The organism is Salinifilum ghardaiensis (genome assembly GCF_054491345.1).
The window spans coordinates 3860224-3880368 of sequence record NZ_CM137101.1 but is presented as its reverse complement, the minus strand read 5'-3'; the positions used below and the strand labels follow the sequence as shown (position 1 = coordinate 3880368).

The following is a 20145-nucleotide window of genomic DNA, read 5'->3' as shown; positions in this document are numbered from 1 at the left end:
CCTCAGCGCGCGGTGAAGGTGACGGGATCGCCGGACTCGTCGACGGCCCGGAAGCCGACGATGCGGCCGTCGGCGTGCACCGGCCGGATGCGCGCCCGCTCGACGGCGTCCGATGTGGACGTGGCGACGTCGCCGAACTCCCGCACCGCCCAGTAGTAGACCTGCGCGGTGCCGTGGCACAGCGGGTTCACGCCGCACGTGCCGGTCATGTCCGCGCGGAAGTTCTCGTCGATGCGGGCGCGGTTGTCCTCGCTGAACCGCTGCTGCAGCTGGTAGTTGCGGTAGCCGAAGTCGTGGCGCCAGCAGCTGGCGGTGAAGTCGAAGCCCAGCGGCTCGTCGGGGGCCACCGAGCACCCGTCCGAGGACCAGTCGAGCTGGTCGGCGTGCGGAGCTCGTTCGTGCGCGGCGGCGAAGTCGTCGAGTCCGGTGTGGAACAGGTACTCGTCGGTGGCGGCCCGCAGCTGCGGCGGGTCGAGGGCGGCGGAGGCGACGGGGCCGGTGACGGGCAGGCTCGCGGCGGCGGCGACGGCGACCAGGCCGCGGCGGAGGCGTCCGCGCGTGCGGGTGCTTCGCTGAGTGGTCGTGATCACGGACGGTGTTATACCGCGTCGCGATCATGCTGTCTGCGTGTTCGCGGCCGAGATCGCCGGAACGCGGGATGCGCGGCCGCGTCGAGCTGGTCCGCCCGGGTGATCGCGCGGTTCCGCGCTCACCCGCCGTCGAGGTCGAGCAGCATGCGCGTGTTGCCGAGGGTGTTGGGCTTCACGTGGGCCAGGTCGAGGAATTCGGCCACGCCCTCGTCCTGGGAGCGGCGCATCTCGGCGAAGACCTCGGGGCTGACCGGGGCGCCCTCGATCGGCCGGAAGCCGTGCCGCGCGAAGAACGCGGTTTCGAAGGTGAGCACGAACAGGCGGGGGAGGCCGAGTTCCTCGGCCAGACCGATGAGCCGTCCGACGAGGTGGTGGCCCACGCCGTGCCCGCGGGCGGCGGGGCTCACCGCGACGGTGCGGATCTCCGCGAGGTCCTCCCAGAGCACGTGCAGGGCACCGCAGCCGAGGAGGGCGTCGCCGCGCTCGGCGACCCAGAACTCCTGGACGTCCTCGTAGAGGGTGACGAGCTCCTTGGCGAGCAGGACGCGACCGGCGTAGGAGTCGACGAGGTCCTTGATCCCGGGGACGTCGTGGATCCGCGCACGCCGGATGTTTATGTCTGACCCTGCATAGTCATTCATGCGCTCATCGTAGACCTCGCGTCGAGCCTCCTCCCGGCGCGTCCCGGCACGCGCTCCGGTGCGGGGGTCTCGGTGCGCGTCCCGACGCGCGGGCGGCCCCGTGCGGATGTGGCCCGGTGCGCGCGCTCCGGGGCCTTCGGAGATGGCAGGGGTGCGCCTGCCGCGCGGCCGCTACGCCGCGTCGAGTTCGAGCAGCATGCGCGTGTTGCCCAGCGTGTTGGGCTTGACGCGGGTGAGGTCGAGGTACTGCGCCACGCCTTCCGAGTGCGCGGGCTCCGTGGCGCCGTCGGCGGGCAGCGGCGTTTCGCGCACGGACTGGAAGCCGTGCCGGCCGAAGAACCGGGTCTCGAAGGTGAGGGCGAACAGCCAGCGCAGGCCCCGTCCGCGGGCGCGCTGCAGCAGCAGGTCCAGCAGCGCGCGCCCGATGCCGGCGCCGCGGTGCTGCGGGTCGACCGCCACCGTGCGGATCTCGCCGAGCTCGGGTCGGAGCACGTGCAGCGCGCCGCAGCCGACGAGGGTGCCGCGGAGCTCGGCCACGGAGAACTCCCCGAGGTTCTCGTGCAGCGTGGCCAGGTCCGCGCCGAGGACGGCCGTGCCGGCGTAGTGGTCGACGAGCCCCTTCACGGCCTCGACGTCAGCCGCTCGAGCTGGCCGCACCTGTACCGATTCATTCACGTTTTTCCAGGGTAACGTGCCGAATGGCGGGCGATGCGGGTGGTCGGAACTGCGGCGGCGGGCCCCGCGCCCGGCAGCGGCGCGGTCCGAGGAGGACCCCGACGTGGACGCTCCGGGACCCGTGCTCGATCCTGGGAGGGTCGCCGATGGGCGAAGTGTCACGCTGCCGCGTGATCGCCGGCGACGCGGCGTGATCACGGAAGGGCGAGCGGCACCCGTCGGAGCACGAGTGGTGACCGCGGTCCCAAGAGCACGGTTCGGGGAGTGACGATGACGGCCGACCGCGCGGCATCCGACCCAGCAGCCGGAGGGGCTGGTGGGTCCGGGGCGTCTCCCGTGCCGCTGCTCAACATCGCCAACGTGCTGACCGTGGTGCGGCTCGTGCTCGTACCGGTGTTCCTCCTCGCGCTGTTCTGGGCGGGCGGGCACGACGCGCTCTGGCGCGTCGTGGCCACGGCCGTGTTCGTGCTCGCCGCGGTCACCGACCGCGTCGACGGCGACCTCGCCCGCAGGCGGGGGCTGGTCACCGACTTCGGCAAAGTGGTCGACCCCATCGCGGACAAGGCGCTGACCGGTTCCGCCCTGCTCGGGCTCAGCGTGCTCGGCGAGCTGTGGTGGTGGGCCACCGCGGTGATCATCGGGCGCGAGGCGCTGGTCACGGTCCTGCGCTTCTGGGTCATCCGGCACGGTGTGATCCCCGCCAGCCGGGGTGGCAAGCTCAAGACGCTGCTGCAGACCGTCGCGATCGTGCTCTACCTGGTCCCCGTGGACGCGCTGGACCCCGCGCGCTGGGCGCTGCTCGCGGCCGCGTTGCTGGTGACCGTCGGCACGGGCGCCGACTACGCCGTGCAGGCGGTGCGCCTCCGCGCCGCGAGCCGGCGGGGCGGGGAGGGCCGATGAGCCCGGAGGCCCTCGGGCTCGACCCCGCAGCGGTGGCGCGCGTGCTCGACCGGTTGCGCGCGCGGGGCGAGACGGCGGCCACCGCCGAGTCGCTCACCGCGGGACTGGTGACCGCGGCGCTGACCGGCGTCGCCGGTGCGAGCGAGGTCGTCCGCGGTGGACTCGTGGTCTACGCGACGGACCTGAAGGCCGAGCTCGCCGAGGTCGACCGCGCGGTGCTCGACGAGCACGGCGCGGTGCACCCGCAGGTGGCCCGGATGCTCGCGGCGGGAGCGCGCCGTCGCTGCGCAGCGGACTGGGGAGTGGGGCTGACCGGGGTGGCCGGCCCGAGCGAGCAGGACGGCGTCCCGCCGGGCACGGTGCACGTCGGCGTGGCAGGTCCGGACACGAGCGCGGTGCGCAGCGTCCGCCTGCCGGGAGATCGGCACGAGGTCCGCGCTGCCGCCGTTCGGGTGGCGTTGGAACAGCTGGACCGGTCGGTGCGTTCTACCCAGTAGTGTGGGCGGGACGGGGCACCGCCTCCGCCGCCGTGCCGAGGTGGTGGGGCCTGCCGAGGTGGTGCCGTGCGGAGTCGACCGACGCCGCAGCGAGGATCGCGAGACGGAAGGGTTGTGCACGCGTGCGAGTCGTTCGCCCTCGGCGGACTTGGCTTGGATCGTTCTCGTTAAGGCCGCTGGATGAGTAACGTAGGGTGCGTTCACACGTCGCGACGGAGGCGACGGACGAAGGGAGGCGCGCGATGACCGTGATGTTGCGGGAAGCGGTCGGAGAACGGCTGCGCCGCGCCAGGGCCGCTCAGTCCCGCACCCTGCGGGACGTCTCGCACGCGGCTCGGGTGAGCCTCGGCTATCTCTCCGAGGTGGAGCGAGGACGCAAGGAAGCCTCCAGCGAGCTCCTCGCGTCCATCTGCGACGCGCTGGACCTCCCACTTCCGGAACTCCTGGTGACCGTCGCCGGCGATCTGGACAAGGGCGTGGTCGCGCCGGAGGTCGTCGGCCAGGGCGCCACCGGGGGCGACCAGCTCGTGCCGAGCCTGCTCGGTGCGCAGCTGCCCGAGGGGGAGCTGGCCGGCGCCGCCGCCCGGTCCGGAGCGGCCGGTTCCGACTGGGCCGACGAGCTCGTCGATGCGGAGCCACGGGCCACCGCGGACGGGAGCGCCGGAGACCTGTACCTCCAGTCGATGCTCAGCCACCGCATCGACGCACCGGTGCGCAAGGACGTCGTCGTCGCCGCCTGAGCGGCGGCACCCGGCGCGGGGCGCGCTGCGTCCCGCGCCGGGAAGCGCCCGTGCCGGGCGTGCGTTCCGCCCGGGGCGGTTCCTGCGGGGAGTTCGGCGGGCCTTCGCGCTGCGGGCTGTCGCTCCGCGGTGCGGGGCTGTCGCACTGACGAGCGAAACGAGGCCCCTGCGGGCGCGCAGTGGTGATCCTCGTTAAGCTCGCGGCAAATTTCCGAAGATCTTCCCGGCTCGGTGGAAGCGGTGGCGGTCACCTGACACGATGGACACGTGGGGCAGCCCACGTGCACGGGGTCGTGCTGTGGTCCGGCGACGGCAGCCGAGCAGGGGACAGAAGGCAGGCGGAGGAGATGGCCAACCCGTTCGTGAAGTTCTGGAAGTACCTGATGGCGTCGTTCTCGTCGAAGGTCGACGAGCACGCCGATCCGAAGGTGCAGATCCAGCAGGCCATCGAGGAACTGCAGCGGCAGCACCAGGACCTCTCGCAGCAGGCCGCCTCGGTCATCGGCAACCAGCGGCAGCTGGAGATGAAGCTCAACCGCCAGCTCGGCGAGGTGGAGAAGCTCCAGTCCTCGGCCAAGCAGGCGCTGCAGATGGCCGAGGACGCCCGGGCGCAGGGCGACGAGGAGCAGGCGCAGAAGTACGAGCAGAGCGCGCAGCAGTTCGCGAGCCAGCTGGTCAGCGCCGAGCAGAGCGTCGAGGACCTCAAGTCGATGCACGACCAGGCCCTGCAGGCCGCCGAGCAGGCCAAGCAGGCCGTGGAGCGCAACTCCCAGCAGCTGCAGCAGAAGATCGCCGAGCGGACGAAGCTGCTCAGCCAGCTGGAGCAGGCCAAGATGCAGGAGCAGGTCTCGTCCTCGCTCAAGCAGATGAACAACATGAACACCGCGGACAGCAGCACGCCGACGCTCGACGAGGTGCGGGACAAGATCGAGAACCGCTACAGCACCGCCCTCGGTGAGGCCGAGCTGGCGCAGAACAGCGTCGAGGGCCGGATGGCCGAAGTCGAGCAGGCCTCGATCGACGCGGCGGGGGCGAACCGGCTCAACCAGCTGCGCGCCTCGCTGGGCAGCAGCGGGACGAAGGACCAGCAGCAGGTCACCGGTGGCGCGAGCGGCGCTGCGGACGAGCCCGCGGCGCAGCCGCAGCAGCGGCAGAACCCGCAGGCCGACCAGGCCTGAGGGGAGTCGTCGTGGGCCGGGGTAAGCGCGAGCTGGTCGAGTGGGGGTTCTCCACGGCCACCCGCGTCGGCCAGGAGGTGCTGCCCGAGGTGCGCAAGCGGGTCGCGCGGTGGCGCGACCCCCGCGCGCGCTTGCTGCGCAAGCGCCGCTGGGCCAAGCGCACGGCCACCGGTGGCGGTCTCGCGACGGGTGTGTTCGGCGCGGGCGCGGTCGGTTCGGGGATGGCCGACTTCGTCCCGGCCCTCCTGCAGTACTCCGCGGCCACGGGTTTCGGCGGTCTGGCCGTGCTCAGCGGCGCCGGTGCCGTGGGGGCGGGCCTGCGCTACCGCAGGCTCAAGCGCGAGCCGCTGCCCGAGGCCGCGCCGGAGCCGGTGGAGCTGCCACCGAGCGACTCCGCGGCGCGGGAGCCGATGCGCCGGCTGCGCGACGCGGAGCAGAGCCTGCACCAGGCCCTGGAGCGGTTGCGCGGGGCCGCTGTCGTCTCCGACAGCGTCGCGGTCACCGAGGCGCGGGGCACGGCGGACGCCACGGCCCGGGAGTTGCGGCACGGTGCGGACCGGCTCGTCGCCGTGGAGGCCGCGCGCGAGCACGTCCCGGACGAGCAGCGGGCGCAGCTGGACGAGGACGTGCGGCGGCTGCGCGGCGAACTGGACGAGGGCGTCGAGGAGTACGGCAAGCTCGTGGCCGCGGCCGGGCGCGCGGTCGCGGCCAGCGACGCGCCGGAGCAGCGGGACCTGCTGCAGGACGCCACCGACCGGTTGGCCGGTCTCGCCGCGGGGTTGCGCGAGGTCCTCGGCGATGCGGGCGCGGGAGGAACCGCGCCACCGCTGGAGCGTCCCCCGCAGGGGGAGCCGCTGGAGCGGCCCTCGCAGGAGGACGAGTCCCGCTGAGTCGCCGCAGGGGCTCCGGCACCAGGGCCCCGGCATTCGGAGGCCGACCGCGCTCGGTCACTCGTCGTAAACCAGTGTGGTTCTCCTCGCCTACCTCAATGGCTTGATTGTGTGAGCTGATCGAGTAATCTCCCCGATGTCGCTACTAGGCGTGACAGCTCGTCGTTCTGATGCCTGGAATGTGTCGGGGGAGGCAACGTGGCGTTGTGGACCGTGCACGGCAACGGTCGGCGCCCGCTGCGCGATGCTGTCGTCGCTACCGAGGAGCGGCTGAGCTGGCCGGTCACGATCGGTTTCGGGATCCAGCACGCGGTGGTGATGTTCGGCAGCACGATGCTGGTGCCGCTGCTGACGGGCTTTCCCGCGTCCACCGCGCTGCTGTTCTCCGGACTGGGCACGCTGCTGTTCCTGGTCCTCACGCGCTACCGCGTGCCCGCCTACCTCGGTGCCTCGCTGGCGTTCGTCGTGCCGCTGAACGCTGCGGTGGAGCACGGGCGGGCCAGTCCGGCGGCGCTGCTCGGCGGCATCGTGACGGTGGGGCTGGCCGTGGTCGCCGTGGGCGTGGCCGTGAAGGCGCTCGGGGTGCGTCTGCTCGAAGCCGCCCTGCCACCGGTGATCACGGGGACCGTGGTGCTCATGTTCGGGGCCAGCCTCGCCCCCCGCGCGGTCTCCGCGTTCGACGGCCGCGCCGCTCCGGGAGTGGTCACCGTGGGCACCATCGTGCTCGTCACCGCGTGCAGCCGGGGCGTGCTGCGCCGCAGCGGCGTGCTGCTCGGCGTCGCGGCGGGCTGGGCCCACGGCGCGCTCACCGGAGCGGTCCCGGCCGAGCGGGCGGCGCGGCTGGACGCGGCGCCCTGGGTGGGGCTGCCGGAGTTCGTCGCGCCGGAGATCCACCTGACGGTGATGCCCTACCTGCTGCCGCTGGTGATCGTCCTCGTCGCCGAGCACGTCGCGCACATCAAGGCGGTCGCGGTCAGCAGCGACCGGGACCTCGACCCGCACATCGGCAACGCGCTCATCGGGGGCGGGGCGGCCACGGCGCTCTCCGCAGCGGGCGGTGGTGCCGCGCTGAGCAACTCCGGGCCGAACGTGGGGCTCATGGCGGCCACGCGCGTCTACTCCACGGCCGCGTGCTTCGCCGCGGCGGTCGTGGCGGTGCTCGTGTCGTTCTGCCCGAAGGTCAGCGCGCTGCTGAACACGATCCCGCCCGGCGTGGTGGGAGGCGTGCTGCTCGCGCTGGGCGGTCTGCTGGCGCTGGTCGGGGTGCGGGTGCTCGCCGAGTCCGGAGCGGACCTGGCCGATCCGGTGAACCTCCTCGTGCTCGGGACGGCGCTGCTCGCCGCGGTGGGCGACCTGACGCTGTCGCTCGGCGGGCTGCGCATCCCCGGACTGGTGTGGGGCTCGGTCGGCATCGTCGTGCTCTACCCGCTGCTGCGCCGGATCGCCGACCTGCGCGGCTGAGCCGCACCGCCCCCTCGGCGTCCCGGCACGTCAGACCTCGAGGTCCTCCTCGTCGGGTTCGTCGTCCTCCGGCGCGGCCTCGGAAGCGGGCCGGCCGCCGGCGCGCAGGGTCCGGGCGAGCAGCAGGTTGAAGCCCAGCGCGATCTCCCGGGCCCCGGGGGTGTCCCAGCGGTGGATCGGCACGCAGGCGCCCTGGGTCTGCTGCACGGCGAGCCGGTCCGGCAGCGACACCGGCATGACGAGCGGGCCGAAGATCTCGCGCAGCTCCTCCACGCGGAACTGGTGCTCCTGCGAGCGCGCGCGGATCCGGTTGACCACGACCCCGAGCGGCTGCAGGTCCGGGTTGCGCGCCTCCCGCTCGGCCTGCACCGCTTCGAAGGCGCGCTGGACCCCGGACACGGCGAAGATGGTCGGTTCGGTGACGAGCAGCGCGCGGTCGGCGGCGACGAGCGCCGCGCGGGTCGTCCGCTCCAGCGAGGGAGGGCAGTCCACCAGGACGAGCTGGTAGGGCGGTTCGTCCTGCTCGGCGGCCAGCGCCGACAGCGCCGCGGTCAGCCCGGTGAGGTGCGCGCCGCCGTCGCCGTCGTGCTGCGCGCCGCCCTCGGAGCCGACGAGGACGTCGACGTCCTCGTCCCACGAGGTCGGGCTGATCGCGGCGCGCAACGTCGCCGCGCCGGGGTCGGCGAGGACGTCGCGGAGGTCGGCCTCGGTCTCCCCGGGTTCCAGGCACGCCGTCGCGTTGCACTGCGGGTCGAGGTCCACCACGAGGGTGCGCACACCGCGGCGCATCGCGGCCGAAGCCAGTCCGAGCGTCACGGTCGTCTTGCCTACGCCGCCTTTGAGGCTGAGCACTGCCACCGTCTGCACGGTTCCGCAGCCTACGGGCCGCTCGGGAGTGTTGGGCAGGCGTCGTGATCGCACCGGCACGCCGCCGCGAGGTGCGCTGCGGGCTCGGATTACGCTCGGGCCATGCGATCCGACGCAGTCCACCGCGTGCTGGAAGACGAACTCGCCGAGGCGCGGCACCGCAGGGGAGGTGACCCGCCCCAGGTGCTCGACGTCGGTGGTGGCAGCGGCGTGTGGGCCGTGCCGCTCGCAGCGACGGGCTGCGTGGTCACGGTCGTCGACCCCAGCCCGAACGCGCTGGCGATGCTGCAGCGCCGCGCGGCGGAGGCGGGCGTCTCCGAGTGGATCAACCCGGTGCAGGGGGACACCGATGCGCTGGAGAACCCGCCCCTGCAGGGCGGGGCGGACCTCGTGCTCGGCCACGGGCTGCTGGAGTACGTCGACGACGTGGCTGCTTCGCTGCGCACCATGATCGCGGCGACCGCGCCCGCGGGTGCGGTGTCGGTCCTCGTCGCCAACCGGTACGCGGCCGTGCTGGGGCGCGCTCTCGCGGGGCGCCTGCCGGACGCGCTGAGCCTGTACCGCAATGCCGACGGACGGGTGCCGGACTCGGCCGAGCCGCTGCAGCGGCGGTTCGACACGGAGAGCCTCACCGCGGCGCTGACGGAGTCGGGGCTGGACGTGGAGCTGATCCAGGGGCAGGGCGTGCTCAGCGACCTGGTCCCGGGTTCCACCGTTGAGACCAACCCGAAGGCGCTCGAGGCGCTGCTGGAGCTGGAGCGCGCGTCCTCGGCGCAGCCCCCGTTGCGGGACATCGCGACCCGGTTGCACGGCATCGGACGCGTGGTCGGCTGATCCCGGGCATCCCCCGGTTGCGCTGGCGTACCGCCGCGATGGCAAGATCATTGCCCCGAGGGGATGATGTCGGCAACCTCGCACCGCCTCGGCACCGGGACCGGGTAGTCGTCGCGTCGCGGGCACCGTATCCTCGTAAATGACGCCCCCAAGCGTTCGCCGGACCGGCTCGCACCCAGGTGGTGGTGCGGGTTCCCGGCGCCACCGACAGACCTGTGCCGGAGGAGGAGCCATGCCACTCTCCGAGCACGAGCAGCGAATGCTCGACCAGATCGAGCGCGCGCTCTACGCCGAAGACCCGAAGTTCGCGTCCACCGTCCGTGGACGAGTGCACCGGCCGTCCCGCCGGCGCCGCCTGCAGGGCGGCGTCGTGTTCGCGCTCGGCCTGGTGCTGCTGGTGGTCGGTGTCGTGATACCGGTCAAACCGGCAGACATCCCCGTCGTGAGCGTGGTCGGCTTCCTCGTGATGTTCGCCGGAGCGGTGTTCGCCTTCACCGCCATGCGCGGTGGTGGCGACGAGGAGAACGGCGCACAGGGAACAGGTGAGCGAGAGGGCGGGGGTGGACGAAAAAAACGTGAGCCACGTGCTCGCGGTTCGCTCTCGCAGCGGATGGAGGACCGCCTCCGACGGCGGTTCGAGCAGTAGGGCCCCGGCGGCAGCAGGAACCCCGACGACAGCCCCAACGACAGCAGAGCCCCGGTGACAGCGGAGTCCCGGTAGTGCCGTCCTCGCCGGCCGCGCCGAGTCGCGGCCGGCGAATTCGTGCGCGCGGCGAGCGCTCCAGCACCGCGGGAGGCCGGCACCGCGGGAGGGATCAGCGCCGGGGGAGGAGGCCGCGCCGTCCCACCAGCACCGACCGGGGGAACAGCCGCCGGTGCCACGGCAGCGGTGCGGCCCGGTGCAGCCCGTCGAGGACCGCGTCCACCGCGGTCCGCAGCTCGTCCGGGGCGGGCTGCGGCACGGCGGGCGTTCCGGCCGGGGCGTACCAGGCGTGCTCGGTGACGTGGACCAGCTGCCGCAGCGCGCGCCGGCTCGGCTCGTCGAGCCCGTGCTGCTCGGCGAGCCGAGCCGCGGCCGTCCGCGCCGTCTCCGAGGAACCGAGCACCGACCCGCGGTCGGCGAACGCGTCCTCCACCTCGCGCCACGCCTGCCCCGCGGCCTCGGCACCGCCAGCTGCGGCGTCGCGGCGCCGCCGCTCCCGCCGCAACCGCCGCACCCCGGCGGGAACGCCGCACGCGGCAGCGGCGAGCACGAGCACGCTGGCGAGCACCGCAGGCCAGGCGGGCGCGTCGCCGCGCCCGCCCGCGGCGTCCGGCTGCGGAGGCTCGGGACGGTCCTGGGGTGCGGGGGTGCCGGTCTCCTCCGGTGGGGGGGAGTCCTCCCCGCTCGGCGGGGTGCCGTCCGGCGGGGGCGGCGGCTGCTGGTCGAGATACTGCGGCACGTCGGTGCGCCCGTCGTCCAGCGGTGTCGGGTCGAACGTCTGCCACCCCCAGCCGGGGAAATAGGCCTCCACCCAGGCGTGCGCGTCCTGCGTGGTGATGCTGCGCTCACCCTCCCCGTTCGGCGTTCCGGGGGTGAAGCCGACGGCGACGCGCGACGGGATGCCCACTTGCCGCAGCATCGCCGCCATCGCGGAGGCGTACTGCTCGCAGTAGCCGCGCCGGTTGCGGAACAGGAACTCGCTCAGACCGTCGGTCCCGGAGGCCGGTCCGGTGCTCTCGTCGTAGGTGAAGCCGTTCCGCGAGTCGGTGAAGAACCGGTTGAGCGCGACCGCGCGGTCGAAGTCGGTGGGCGCGTCGGCGGTGATCCGCCGGGCGAGGTCGCCCGCCCGGCGCGGGATCCCGCGCGTGTCCAGGTACGCGGGCGCGACCGCCACCGGGCCGTCGGCGTTGCGCAGGTCCTCGGCGCTGGGAGCGGGCAGCACCATCCGCTCGGTGTAGGCCTGGCTGTCCTGCTTGCGCTGGGTGAACACGATCCCGGCGGCGGGGTCGTAGCGCCACCCGGGCCCCATGCCGGACACGCCGGTGGGGGTGCCGAAGACCGGCAGCCACGGGTCGCGGTAGCTGACCGGCTGGATCCGCACCCGGGCCCGCTCGCCCTCGGTGATCGAGGTGCCCTCGGGCGTCGGCAGCTGCGGGCCGGCCGGGACGCCGCGGGTGAGCCCCGCCAGCGACCAGCCCCGGCGCGGGTCGAAGTTGCGCAGCGTCATCGCGCGCAGGTACGTGCCCTCCGGAAGTCCGCGCACGCGGAACAGCTCGGTCGGGTCGTCCTGGGTGAGCTGGCCGCGCAGCGAGGTGAACGGGCGCAGCCCGATGCCCTCGGTGCGGGTCGTGCTGTTGGGGCCACCGACGGGGAACCGGCCCTGCGTGCCCACTCCGGTGAACACCACGCCGCTGAGGAGGCCGAGGACGGCGGCGATCGCCACCGCGCTCAGCCCGGCGGGGCCGAGCAGGCCGCGGAGCACGCGACCGGGGCGCTCCCGCGCGCGCCAGTGGTGCTGCCGCGGGTCGGCGGTGAGCAGCAGGGAGAACCCCGCGGCGGCCAGCGCGAAGGTCCACCACGGCAGCAGGTCGCCCGACAGCGCCGAGGGGATCGCGAACACGCACAGCAGCACCAGCCCGGCCACGGCCGCGGAACGGGCGGCGACGACGATCGCGTCCACCGCGACCGCCACGATCCCCAGGCTCAGGCACAGCAGGCAGCGCAGCGCGCGCTCCGCCGGGACCGGGGGTGTTCCGGTGCGCACCACCTCGCCCGCCCGGCCGAGCAGCTCCGCGAACTCGCCGAGGCTGTCCGCGGTGGGCACGAACCCGAGCAGCGCGCGGTCGGAGAACAGCGCGCTCAGCAGCAGCGCCAGCCCGACGAGCTGGGCGAGCACGACCAGCGCCGGGTGCCAGTGCAGGGCGCGGGCGAGCACGCCGACGAGCACGACGCCGAGCACGGTGCCGAACGCCGGGGCCACCCAGGAGACGTCGGCCAGCACACCGGCGAACGCCGCCGAGGCGCACAGCACGGCCGCCGCGCCGGCGAGCGCGGCCAGCAGCGACGTGTCCAGCCGCCACGAGCGCGGGTTCACAGCGTCACCCCTTCCGCGGCCTCGGCGCCCTCGGCCGAGCACAGCAGCTGCCACGCCGCCGCCACGGACGTGCCGGGCGTGGCGACCACCGCGGTCCAGCCGCTCGCCCGCAGCCGGTCCGCGGCGCGGTACGGATCGGCGCCGCCGAACGGCTGCCCGGACCAGCGGCCCACGTCCAGCAGCAGCGCCAGGCTCTGCGTCCCCTCCGGGCGCAGCCGGCTGAGCTCGGCCACACCGGGGGCGGTGAGCTCGCCGAGCACGGCGATGAGCTCCTGCCCGTCACCGGGGTCGTCGGTGAAGCCGAGGTCGCGGTGCGCGCTGGTGCGCACCCCGGCCAGCGCGTCGAGCACGCGGTCATCGCCGTTCGGTCCGGCGGCCGCGGTGTCCAGCTGCTGGTCGTCCTCGGTGATCAGCTGCACCGGGCGGCCCGAGGCGCGCAGGTGCAACCAGATGCTCGCGGCGGCCGAGACGGCCCACTCGACGCTCGACTCGGCGCCGCTGCCGCGGTGGGCGGGGCCCCGGCGGTCCAGCAGGACGGTGGTGCCGCCGTGCCAGGGGTGCTCGTCGACCCGCACCATCAGCTCCTGGCGGCGCGCCGTGGACTTCCAGTGCACCCGGCGCATGTCGTCGCCGCGGCGGTACTCGCGCACCATCGCGTCCTCCACGCCCTGCCCCGGGTGCGGGCGGCTGCGCCCGCGGGCTCCCTGGCCGTGGCCCGCGCCGGGCGACATCCCCCGCAGCGGCACGGTCCGCGGCAGCACCGTCAACCGCGAGGGCCCGGCGATCTCCTCGCGCGCCTCGGACATGCCGAGCGGGTCGGCCACGCGGGTGGTCAGCGGCCCCAACCGGTAGTGGCCCCGCAGCCGGGGGTGCACGGTGTAGTGCACCGCAGCGGGGGCGTGCCGGGGCAGCGCGTCCAGCCGGAAGTGGCTCGCCGCGGGCAGGCCGTGCGGGGTGTGGTCGGACAGGACCAGTCCGCCGGAGGGCAGGCGGCTGGTGGCGGTGATCTCCAGGCGCACCCGCACCGGCTGCCCCGCTTCCACCCGCGCCGGTGCGACCTCACGCCGGGCGCGCAGCGCGCGCCGGGTGCGCAGGGTCCACGTCGCGGCCAGCAGCGGGAGGGCGAGCACGAAGGCGGCCACGCGCAGCAGGTCGCGCTCGTCGAGCAGGAGCGCGCTCACCACCGCGGCCAGTCCGGCCGCCAGCAGGCAGCGCCCGCGGAGCGTCAGGCCCGACAGCATCAACGATCAGTCTCGCCCCTCATTCGGATCGCACGCGGTGGGATGGTGGTGACGCCGCCGGAGCCCGGCACGCGCACTCTATCCCGCGTTGCGCGGCACCGGGACGTCCCGGAGCAGCCGCCGCACCAGCTCCGCTGCCGACTTGCGCGCGGAGCGGGCCTCGCTGGTGAGGACGAGCCGGTGCGCCAGCACCGGCACGGCGATCTCGTGGAGGTCGTCGGGGATGACGTAGGAGCGCCCCGACAGGGCGGCGTGCGCGCGGGCGGCGCGCACGAGGTGCAGCGTGGCGCGGGGGGAGGCGCCCAGGCGCAGCTCGGACAGCGACCGGGTGCCCGCGACGAGCTCGACGGCGTAGCGGCGCAGCTCGGTGCTGATGTGGATCACGCGCACGGCCCGCGCGAGCTCGTGCACCCGCTCGGCATCGGTCACCGGCGAGAGCTCCTCGAGGGGCTGGTGGCCGGAGTGCTCGTCGACCATGGCCAGTTCCGCCTCGGCGGTCGGGTAGCCGACCGACACGCGGGCGGTGAACCGGTCGCGCTGGGCTTCGGGCAGCGCGTAGGTGCCTTCCAGCTCCACCGGGTTCTGCGTGGCCACCACCATGAACGGCGCGGCCAGCGGGTACGTCTGGCCGTCCACTGTGACCTGATCCTCCTCCATGCACTCCAGCAGCGCCGACTGGGTCTTGGGGGAGGCGCGGTTGATCTCGTCGCCGACGACGATGTTCGCGAAGACCGCACCCGGGTGGAACTCGAAGGAGTCCGAGTTGCGGTCGTAGACCGATACGCCGGTGACGTCGCTGGGGAGCAGGTCGGGTGTGAACTGGATGCGGCTGACCGAGCAGTCGATCGAGCGCGCCAGCGCCTTCGCCAGCGAGGTCTTGCCGACCCCGGGCACGTCCTCGATGAGCAGGTGTCCTTGGGAGAGCAGGGTGATCAGGGCGATGCGCACGACCTCGGGCTTGCCGACGACGACGCGTTCCACGTTCGCGGCGATGCGGTGGATCGTGTCGGCCAGGGCCGCCGCGTCCGGTTCGACGCCCCGGTCGGTGCGGCTGCTGCCGGTCCCGGTGGTGCTGCCGGACTCCGCGTTGTGTCCGGACCCGGTGCCGTGCCCGGACCCGGCGAGGGGTTCGGTGCTCTCGCCGCGGGCGCGACCGCCGGAGGGCGCCGACTGCCCGCTCGTCTCGGCGAGACGGGAGGGGAACGGGTCGCGCATGGGTGGCCTCCAAGGACGGGTCGGACTCGGGCGGTCGTGCTCGGCGAGGGGCGCTCGCGGCCGCGCTGGTGCACCGGGCGTGCTGCGTTGTGCTGTTGCTCGGCCGGTGGCGCGGCGTCCCCGCCGTCCGCCGGCGACCGGTCCGAGGGCGACAGCCGAGCATAACCGCCGGAGGTGCCGCCCGGATCATGCCGTCGGCTCCGCGCGGGCGCGGCGCTCGGGTCCCGCGCCCGCGGTCGCGACGCGCCGGGCGGCGGAGCTCCCCACCGCCGCCCCACTGTCTCCCACCTGCTTTCACCAGCACAAATGCCTCGAAGGAGTGCGGTCGTGCCGCGGTGTTTCGTGTTGACGGTGGAGCGAAGTGGGGTACTGTGGTGCGCAGTGGGGAGATCGAATCGCAGGCTGTCGGTTCACGGGGTGGGTGCCGGTTCACGAGGTTCCGGTCCAACCGGGAGTGATCGAGGTTCCCGCGGACGGTAGCCGGTGCGTCCGCCGTGCTCGGGTCGTCCGGGGCGCCCCGGGTGGTCGGCGCGTTCGTCCGGAGCGGTGCGGAGTGTCCTCACTGTGGGGAGGTGGCCCGGGATGTTCCTCGGAACCCACCACCCACGACTCGACGACAAGGGCCGGCTCACGCTGCCGGCGAAGTTCCGGGAAGCGCTCGCAGGGGGGTTGATGGTCACCAAGGGGCAGGACCACTGCCTGTTCGTGTTCCCCCGCGCGGAGTTCGAGCAGATGGCGCGCAAGCTCGCCGAGGCCCCGTTCACGAACGAGACCGTGCGGGCCTACCAGCGCTACCTGTTCGCCGGGACCGACGAGCAGCAGCCCGACGGGCAGGGCCGCATCTCCATCGCTGCGGAGCTGCGGCGCTACGCCGATCTCCACAAGGAGTGCGTGGTGATCGGCGCGATCAACCGCCTCGAGGTCTGGAACGCCGAGCGCTGGCAGTCCTACTTGGACGAGCACGAGGAGGCGTGCGCGCAGGCGCAGGAGGAGGTGTTGCCCGGCGTGTTCTGAGGCCGGGACTTCCGGCGCGGCGCCACCGTTTCGGGTGCCGTTCGGCCTCGGTCCGCTCGGTTATCGCACGCCTGACGCACCTTCCCCGGCGTCAGGACGCGACGAGCGGGCGGGGACCTGGCGGTATCCGTCACGCGAGGACGAGGGCGCCGGCACGCCATCGGCGTGCGCGCAGGTGGGAGGTTCCGCGTGCAGGCGTGTTCGGTGGGTTGCGCGGCTCCGGGTGCAGCGTCCCGCGAGCACGCCGCGGAGCACGTCCGGAAGTCGCGCCCGCCGCGCGGGAGCGCCGCGGCAGGGCGCGTCCGCGAGCCCGCGGGGGAGCGTCGCGGGCCGAGCCGAACAACAGCGCACCGCACCGGCGAGGGGCCGGCAGGTGCACCGCATTCCGGCGCACGGGAGAGAAGGGGGACAGCCGTGGCCGAACGACGCGACGAGGGGGGATCCGGCGCCTCTCCTGCGGACCGGCACGTTCCGGTCCTGCTGGAGCGCACGCTGGAACTCCTCGCGCCGGCGCTGCGGCGGGAGTCCGCCGTGGTCGTCGACGCGACCCTGGGCATGGGCGGGCACGCCCTGGCGCTGCTGCAGGCGCACCCCGGTGTCACGCTGCTCGGGCTGGACCGCGACCCGGCGGCGCTGCGGATGTCCGGGCAGCGGTTGCGCGGCTACGCCGACCGGACGCGCCTGGTGCACGCCCGCTACGACCGGCTGGCCGAGGTGCTCGCCGAGCACGAGGTGTCCACGGTGGACGCCGTCCTGTTCGACCTCGGCGTGTCCTCGCTGCAGCTCGACGAGGCCGAGCGGGGTTTCGCCTACGCCCAGGACGCGCCGCTGGACATGCGGATGGACACCACGGCTGAGCGCACCGCTGCGGAGGTGCTCAACACCTATTCCGCCGGGGAGCTCACCCGCGTGCTCAAGACCTACGGCGAGGAGAAGTTCGCCGCGCGCATCGCGCAGGCGATCGTGCGGGGGCGCGCCGAGGAGCCGTTCGAGCGCAGCGAGCGCCTCGTGCGGCTGATCTACGACGCCGTGCCCGCCGCAGCGCGCCGCACCGGTGGCCATCCGGCGAAGCGCACGTTCCAAGCGCTGCGCATCGAGGTCAACGGCGAGCTGGAGGTGCTGGCCGACGCGCTGCCGGCGGCCGTGGACGCGCTGGCGCCGGGCGGTCGGATGGCAGTGCTGTCGTACCACTCGCTCGAGGACCGGGCGGTCAAGCGCGAGTTCGCCGAGCGCTCCCGGTCCCGCACGCCGGTGGACCTGCCCGTCGAATTACCGGGGCACGGCCCGGAGCTGCGGTTGCTGACCCGCGGCGCCGAGCAGGCCGGCGAGGAGGAGAGAGCGGCCAATCCACGAGCGGCGTCAGTGCGGCTCCGTGCTGTCGAGCGCATTCCGCCGGACGCCGACGACGCTACGGAGGCGTGATGACCGCACCGACGCGGAACAACCGGACCGGGCAGAAGCGCTCCCAGTCAGCCCGGAGCGCCACCGAGGACACCGCCCCCCGCGAGGAGCGCCGGTCCCGCGCGAACGCGGGGCAGCGCACCTCGCGCCGCGGCGGGCGGAGCGCGCCCTCGGGGAAGGGGCAGGGCACCAAGTCCGCGGAGCGGACGGCTCAGGGCACCAAGTCCGCGGGGCGGACGGGGCAGGGAGCCAAGTCCCGGCAGGCGGTGAAGGGGACGCCGCAGGGCGCGCAGCGGTCGGCGCGGTCCCAGCGCGCGGCCCCGCAGTCCTCCCCCGCGGTGCTGCGGCTGCGCAGCGCGGTGGACCGCATCCCGCTGGTGGGCGTGGTCATGACGCTGCTCGGCGTGGGGCTGGCCGCCACGCTGTGGTTGTCGATCGCCGCGGTCAGCGGCAGCTACCACCTGCAGCAGGGGCAAGCCGAGTTGAACTCGTTGAGCGAGCGCAAGGAGGAGCTGGTGCGCGAGGTCAACACGCTCAACTCGAGTCCGATGATCCAGCGCCGCGCCGAGCAGCAGGGCATGGTTCCCGGTCCGATGCCGGCGCACCTCGTGCAGCGCCCGGACGGTTCCGTGCAGGTGATCGGTGAGCCGGAGCAGGCGCAGGCCCCGGCACCGCCACCACCTCCGCGCGAGCCCGCCGGTCAGCGGGGCGAGCAGAACGGTCGCGGGGGCGGGCCGCAGTCCGATCAGGACGGTGGACGAGCTGCGCAGGACGCGCCGGACCAGGCCGCCGGGCTCGCCGGCGAGGGCCGGGGCGCCGACGGCGGGAACGCGCGGGGCGCTGCGCAGTCCGCCTCGGGTGCGCAGGAGACCCCCGGGACGCGTTCCGCGGGAGTTCCGTGATGGCGCGTGGCAGGCGGGGTTTCCCGCGGCGCAAGAAGTCCGGCCGGCCCGAGGTCGGGGGCAGCCGGCTGCGGCTGCGCACCGCGTCCGTGGTCATGGTGACGCTGCTCGCGCTCACCACGGTCAAGCTCGTGCACGTGCAGGCCTTCGAGGCCAGCGCGCTGTCCGAGCAGGCCGAGCAGCAGCGGGTCAGCAAGCAGGACGTCCCGGCCGAGCGCGGCACGATCAGCGACCGCCACGGCGCGGTGCTGGCGTTCAGCGGGGAGAGCCAGCAGCTGTACGCGAATCCGCAGCAGCTGACCGAGACGCTGCGCGAGGAGCGCGCCAAGGACCCGTCCTCGCCCACGCCGAAGCAGTACAAGGACGAGATCGCGCGGTTCGTCGCGAAGGTGACCGGCGGCCGGATCCCGGCGAAGGAAGTGCGCACGGCGCTGTTCAGCGATGACCAGTTCACCTACTTCGGCACGCCGATCGACTCCGGCCAGGCCCGCAAGATCACCGAGGAGTACCCGCAGATCGGCTCGGAGTACCGGGCTTCGCGGGAGTACCCGGCGGGCAGCGTGGCCGGGGACATCATCGGTGGCGCGAACTGGCGCATGGACGAGCGCAAGATCCGCGGGCTGATCGGGTTGGAGATGTCCCTGGACGACGAGCTCGCGGGCAAGAACGGGGTGCAGATCGCCGACACCGCGCGCGGCACGTCGGACGTGGTCATCCCGGGGACCCAGGAGTTGGAACCCGCGGTTCCGGGGTCGGACTTCCGGCTCACGATCGACGCGGACCTGCAGTTCATGGTGCAGCGCAAGCTCGCGGACTACGCGCGGCGGGTGCAGGCCGAGAGCGGCAGCGCGGTGGTGCTGGACGCCAAGACGGGGCAGGTGCGCGCGCTGGCCAACGACCGCACCTTCGATCCGAGCTCGAACGACTGGGGCGGGGACGGCCTGGGCAATCCGGCGGTGAGCTCGCCGTTCGAGCCGGGATCGGTGAACAAGGTGATCACGGCGGCGGCGGCGATCGAGAACGGCATCGTCCGCCCGAACCAGGTGCTGCAGGTGCCGGGGAAGATCAAGGTGGCGGACCGGACGATCGGCGATGCCTGGCAGCACGGCACGATTCCGCTGACGTTCACCGGTGTGCTCGGCAAGTCCTCCAACGTGGGCACGCTGCAGGTGGCGCAGGAGCTGGGGCCGGAGCGGTTCAACGAGATCGCCGAGAAGTTCGGGCTGGGGCAGAGCACCGGCATCGAACTGCCCGGCGAGTCCGCGGGCACGTACCCGGACCGCGAGGACTGGTCGGGCACCACGTTCGCCAACCTGCCGATCGGGCAGGGGTTGTCGATGACCGCGCTGCAGATGGCGAGCATGTACCAGGCGATCGCCAACGACGGGGTGCGCGTGCCGCCGCGCATCATCCGCTCCGAGGAGAAACCGGACGGCACGACGGTGCGGCACCAGCCGCCGGAGGGCGTGCGCGTGGTGAGCCCGCGGACGGCGAGCACCGTGCGGGACATGCTGCGCGCGGTCGTGCAGTCCCCGAACGAGGTGCAGGAGGGCACCGGGTCGGACGCGGCGCTGCCCGGCTACCAGGTCGCGGGCAAGACCGGTACCGCGCAGCAGGTCGACCCGGAGTGCGGCTGCTACAGCCAGTCGAAGCACTGGATCACGTTCGCGGGGATGCTCCCGGCGGACAACCCGCGGTACGTCATCGGGATCATGCTCGACAACCCGCGAGCGGGCGGCCACGCCTCGACGACGGCCGCGCCGCTGTTCCACGACATCGGCGCCTACCTGGTGCAGCGCCACCACCTGCCGCTGTCACCGCCGGCGCCGGAGCAGAAGCTGCGCGCGGACAAACCGCTGTGAGGCCCGGTCGCCGCGGCGGCGGGGCTCGGCCCTCGTCGCCGAGGTAGCGAGGTCGGCACATCGCGGGATCCGGCAGCCCGTGCTGCCGGCACCGTTCCCGGCTCCGCGGCGCATCGGGGAAGGGACCCGGGTGGTGCAGCAGCGTGCCGTCCCCGGTGGA

The 20145-nt window shown here is 73.9% G+C and carries 19 protein-coding genes; 12 read left to right on the top strand and 7 right to left on the bottom strand.

Annotation, left to right across the window (positions count from 1 at the left end; translation table 11 throughout):
* Nucleotides 1–2: 2 nt before the first annotated feature.
* The 3 genes from ACVGV0_RS17680 to ACVGV0_RS17670 all read right to left on the bottom strand — a co-directional run bounded on the left by ACVGV0_RS17680 (nt 3) and on the right by ACVGV0_RS17670 (nt 1906).
* Nucleotides 3–590 (bottom strand): phospholipase, encoded by a 588-nt coding sequence (locus tag ACVGV0_RS17680; protein ID WP_459156802.1) that lies wholly within the window; start codon nt 588–590, stop codon nt 3–5.
* Between the two features lie 119 nt (nt 591–709).
* Nucleotides 710–1231, bottom strand: a complete 522-nt coding sequence (locus tag ACVGV0_RS17675) for an amino-acid N-acetyltransferase (RefSeq protein WP_459156801.1) — start codon at nt 1229–1231, stop codon at nt 710–712.
* Between the two features lie 171 nt (nt 1232–1402).
* Nucleotides 1403–1906, bottom strand: coding sequence for an amino-acid N-acetyltransferase (locus tag ACVGV0_RS17670; RefSeq protein WP_459156800.1), 504 nt, complete (start codon nt 1904–1906; stop codon nt 1403–1405).
* Nucleotides 1907–2176: 270 nt separating this feature from the next.
* Between ACVGV0_RS17670 and pgsA the strand changes: the two genes are divergently transcribed.
* The 6 genes from pgsA to ACVGV0_RS17640 all read left to right on the top strand — a co-directional run bounded on the left by pgsA (nt 2177) and on the right by ACVGV0_RS17640 (nt 7572).
* On the top strand, nt 2177–2806 hold the full coding sequence (pgsA, locus tag ACVGV0_RS17665) for a CDP-diacylglycerol--glycerol-3-phosphate 3-phosphatidyltransferase (RefSeq protein ID WP_459156799.1): 630 nt from the start codon (nt 2177–2179) through the stop codon (nt 2804–2806).
* The gene (locus tag ACVGV0_RS17660) at nt 2803–3303 is read left to right on the top strand and encodes a CinA family protein (protein ID WP_459156798.1); all 501 of its coding nucleotides are present in this window, start codon (nt 2803–2805) and stop codon (nt 3301–3303) included. The genes pgsA and ACVGV0_RS17660 overlap by 4 nt, the downstream gene beginning before the upstream one ends.
* Nucleotides 3304–3545: 242 nt before the next feature.
* Complete coding sequence (locus tag ACVGV0_RS17655; protein ID WP_459156797.1) at nt 3546–4043, top strand: helix-turn-helix domain-containing protein; 498 nt, start codon at nt 3546–3548, stop codon at nt 4041–4043.
* A 347-nt stretch (nt 4044–4390) separates the two neighbouring features.
* The gene (locus tag ACVGV0_RS17650) at nt 4391–5221 is read left to right on the top strand and encodes a PspA/IM30 family protein (protein WP_459156796.1); all 831 of its coding nucleotides are present in this window, start codon (nt 4391–4393) and stop codon (nt 5219–5221) included.
* Between the two features lie 11 nt (nt 5222–5232).
* Entirely contained in the window at nt 5233–6111 is an 879-nt protein-coding gene (pspM, locus tag ACVGV0_RS17645) for a phage shock envelope stress response protein PspM (RefSeq protein ID WP_459156795.1), read from the top strand.
* 198 nt (nt 6112–6309) lie between these two features.
* On the top strand, nt 6310–7572 hold the full coding sequence (locus tag ACVGV0_RS17640; protein WP_459156794.1) for a uracil-xanthine permease family protein: 1263 nt from the start codon (nt 6310–6312) through the stop codon (nt 7570–7572).
* 30 nt (nt 7573–7602) lie between these two features.
* Here the strand turns inward: ACVGV0_RS17640 and ACVGV0_RS17635 are convergent, their stop codons facing one another.
* Entirely contained in the window at nt 7603–8439 is an 837-nt protein-coding gene (locus ACVGV0_RS17635) for a ParA family protein (RefSeq protein ID WP_459156793.1), read from the bottom strand.
* A gap of 102 nt (nt 8440–8541) precedes the next feature.
* Here ACVGV0_RS17635 and ACVGV0_RS17630 point away from each other — a divergent pair, with 102 nt between their 5' ends.
* Both ACVGV0_RS17630 and ACVGV0_RS17625 read left to right on the top strand, forming a co-directional pair.
* On the top strand, nt 8542–9273 hold the full coding sequence (locus tag ACVGV0_RS17630) for a class I SAM-dependent methyltransferase (RefSeq protein ID WP_459156792.1): 732 nt from the start codon (nt 8542–8544) through the stop codon (nt 9271–9273).
* A gap of 232 nt (nt 9274–9505) precedes the next feature.
* The gene (locus ACVGV0_RS17625; RefSeq protein WP_459156791.1) at nt 9506–9919 is read left to right on the top strand and encodes a DUF3040 domain-containing protein; all 414 of its coding nucleotides are present in this window, start codon (nt 9506–9508) and stop codon (nt 9917–9919) included.
* A 169-nt stretch (nt 9920–10088) separates the two neighbouring features.
* Here the strand turns inward: ACVGV0_RS17625 and ACVGV0_RS17620 are convergent, their stop codons facing one another.
* The 3 genes from ACVGV0_RS17620 to ACVGV0_RS17610 all read right to left on the bottom strand — a co-directional run bounded on the left by ACVGV0_RS17620 (nt 10089) and on the right by ACVGV0_RS17610 (nt 14806).
* Nucleotides 10089–12350, bottom strand: coding sequence for a transglutaminase family protein (locus ACVGV0_RS17620; protein ID WP_459156790.1), 2262 nt, complete (start codon nt 12348–12350; stop codon nt 10089–10091).
* Nucleotides 12347–13591 carry a DUF58 domain-containing protein gene (locus ACVGV0_RS17615; protein WP_459156789.1) on the bottom strand — a complete coding sequence of 415 codons (1245 nt, stop codon included), beginning with the start codon at nt 13589–13591 and terminating at the stop codon, nt 12347–12349. Before ACVGV0_RS17615 ends, ACVGV0_RS17620 begins: the two co-directional genes overlap by 4 nt.
* A gap of 78 nt (nt 13592–13669) precedes the next feature.
* On the bottom strand, nt 13670–14806 hold the full coding sequence (locus ACVGV0_RS17610; protein WP_459156788.1) for an AAA family ATPase: 1137 nt from the start codon (nt 14804–14806) through the stop codon (nt 13670–13672).
* Nucleotides 14807–15388: 582 nt separating this feature from the next.
* On the opposite strand from ACVGV0_RS17610, the gene mraZ reads away from it, so the two are divergent.
* The 4 genes from mraZ (at nt 15389) to ACVGV0_RS17590 (ending at nt 19985) form a co-directional block, all read left to right on the top strand.
* On the top strand, nt 15389–15820 hold the full coding sequence (mraZ, locus tag ACVGV0_RS17605; RefSeq protein WP_459156787.1) for a division/cell wall cluster transcriptional repressor MraZ: 432 nt from the start codon (nt 15389–15391) through the stop codon (nt 15818–15820).
* A gap of 414 nt (nt 15821–16234) precedes the next feature.
* Nucleotides 16235–17242: a 16S rRNA (cytosine(1402)-N(4))-methyltransferase RsmH gene (gene rsmH / locus ACVGV0_RS17600; protein ID WP_459156786.1), complete on the top strand. Its 1008-nt coding sequence runs from the start codon at nt 16235–16237 to the stop codon at nt 17240–17242.
* Nucleotides 17242–18123, top strand: coding sequence for an FtsB family cell division protein (locus ACVGV0_RS17595; RefSeq protein ID WP_459156785.1), 882 nt, complete (start codon nt 17242–17244; stop codon nt 18121–18123). Before rsmH ends, ACVGV0_RS17595 begins: the two co-directional genes overlap by 1 nt.
* On the top strand, nt 18123–19985 hold the full coding sequence (locus tag ACVGV0_RS17590) for a peptidoglycan D,D-transpeptidase FtsI family protein (RefSeq protein ID WP_459156784.1): 1863 nt from the start codon (nt 18123–18125) through the stop codon (nt 19983–19985). Before ACVGV0_RS17595 ends, ACVGV0_RS17590 begins: the two co-directional genes overlap by 1 nt.
* The last annotated feature ends 160 nt before the right edge of the window (nt 19986–20145 follow it).

Excerpts from the sequence above, each read along its gene's own strand:
- ACVGV0_RS17675 (WP_459156801.1), bottom strand. The coding sequence starts at position 1,231 with ATGAATGACTATGCAGGGTCAGACATAAACATCCGGCGTGCGCGGATC.
- pgsA (WP_459156799.1), top strand. The coding sequence starts at position 2,177 with ATGACGGCCGACCGCGCGGCATCCGACCCAGCAGCCGGAGGGGCTGGT.
- ACVGV0_RS17660 (WP_459156798.1), top strand. The coding sequence starts at position 2,803 with ATGAGCCCGGAGGCCCTCGGGCTCGACCCCGCAGCGGTGGCGCGCGTG.
- ACVGV0_RS17655 (WP_459156797.1), top strand. The coding sequence starts at position 3,546 with ATGACCGTGATGTTGCGGGAAGCGGTCGGAGAACGGCTGCGCCGCGCC.
- ACVGV0_RS17650 (WP_459156796.1), top strand. The coding sequence starts at position 4,391 with ATGGCCAACCCGTTCGTGAAGTTCTGGAAGTACCTGATGGCGTCGTTC.
- ACVGV0_RS17630 (WP_459156792.1), top strand. The coding sequence starts at position 8,542 with ATGCGATCCGACGCAGTCCACCGCGTGCTGGAAGACGAACTCGCCGAG.
- ACVGV0_RS17625 (WP_459156791.1), top strand. The coding sequence starts at position 9,506 with ATGCCACTCTCCGAGCACGAGCAGCGAATGCTCGACCAGATCGAGCGC.
- ACVGV0_RS17615 (WP_459156789.1), bottom strand. The coding sequence starts at position 13,591 with ATGCTGTCGGGCCTGACGCTCCGCGGGCGCTGCCTGCTGGCGGCCGGA.
- ACVGV0_RS17610 (WP_459156788.1), bottom strand. The coding sequence starts at position 14,806 with ATGCGCGACCCGTTCCCCTCCCGTCTCGCCGAGACGAGCGGGCAGTCG.
- mraZ (WP_459156787.1), top strand. The coding sequence starts at position 15,389 with ATGTTCCTCGGAACCCACCACCCACGACTCGACGACAAGGGCCGGCTC.
- ACVGV0_RS17595 (WP_459156785.1), top strand. The coding sequence starts at position 17,242 with ATGACCGCACCGACGCGGAACAACCGGACCGGGCAGAAGCGCTCCCAG.
- ACVGV0_RS17590 (WP_459156784.1), top strand. The coding sequence starts at position 18,123 with ATGGCGCGTGGCAGGCGGGGTTTCCCGCGGCGCAAGAAGTCCGGCCGG.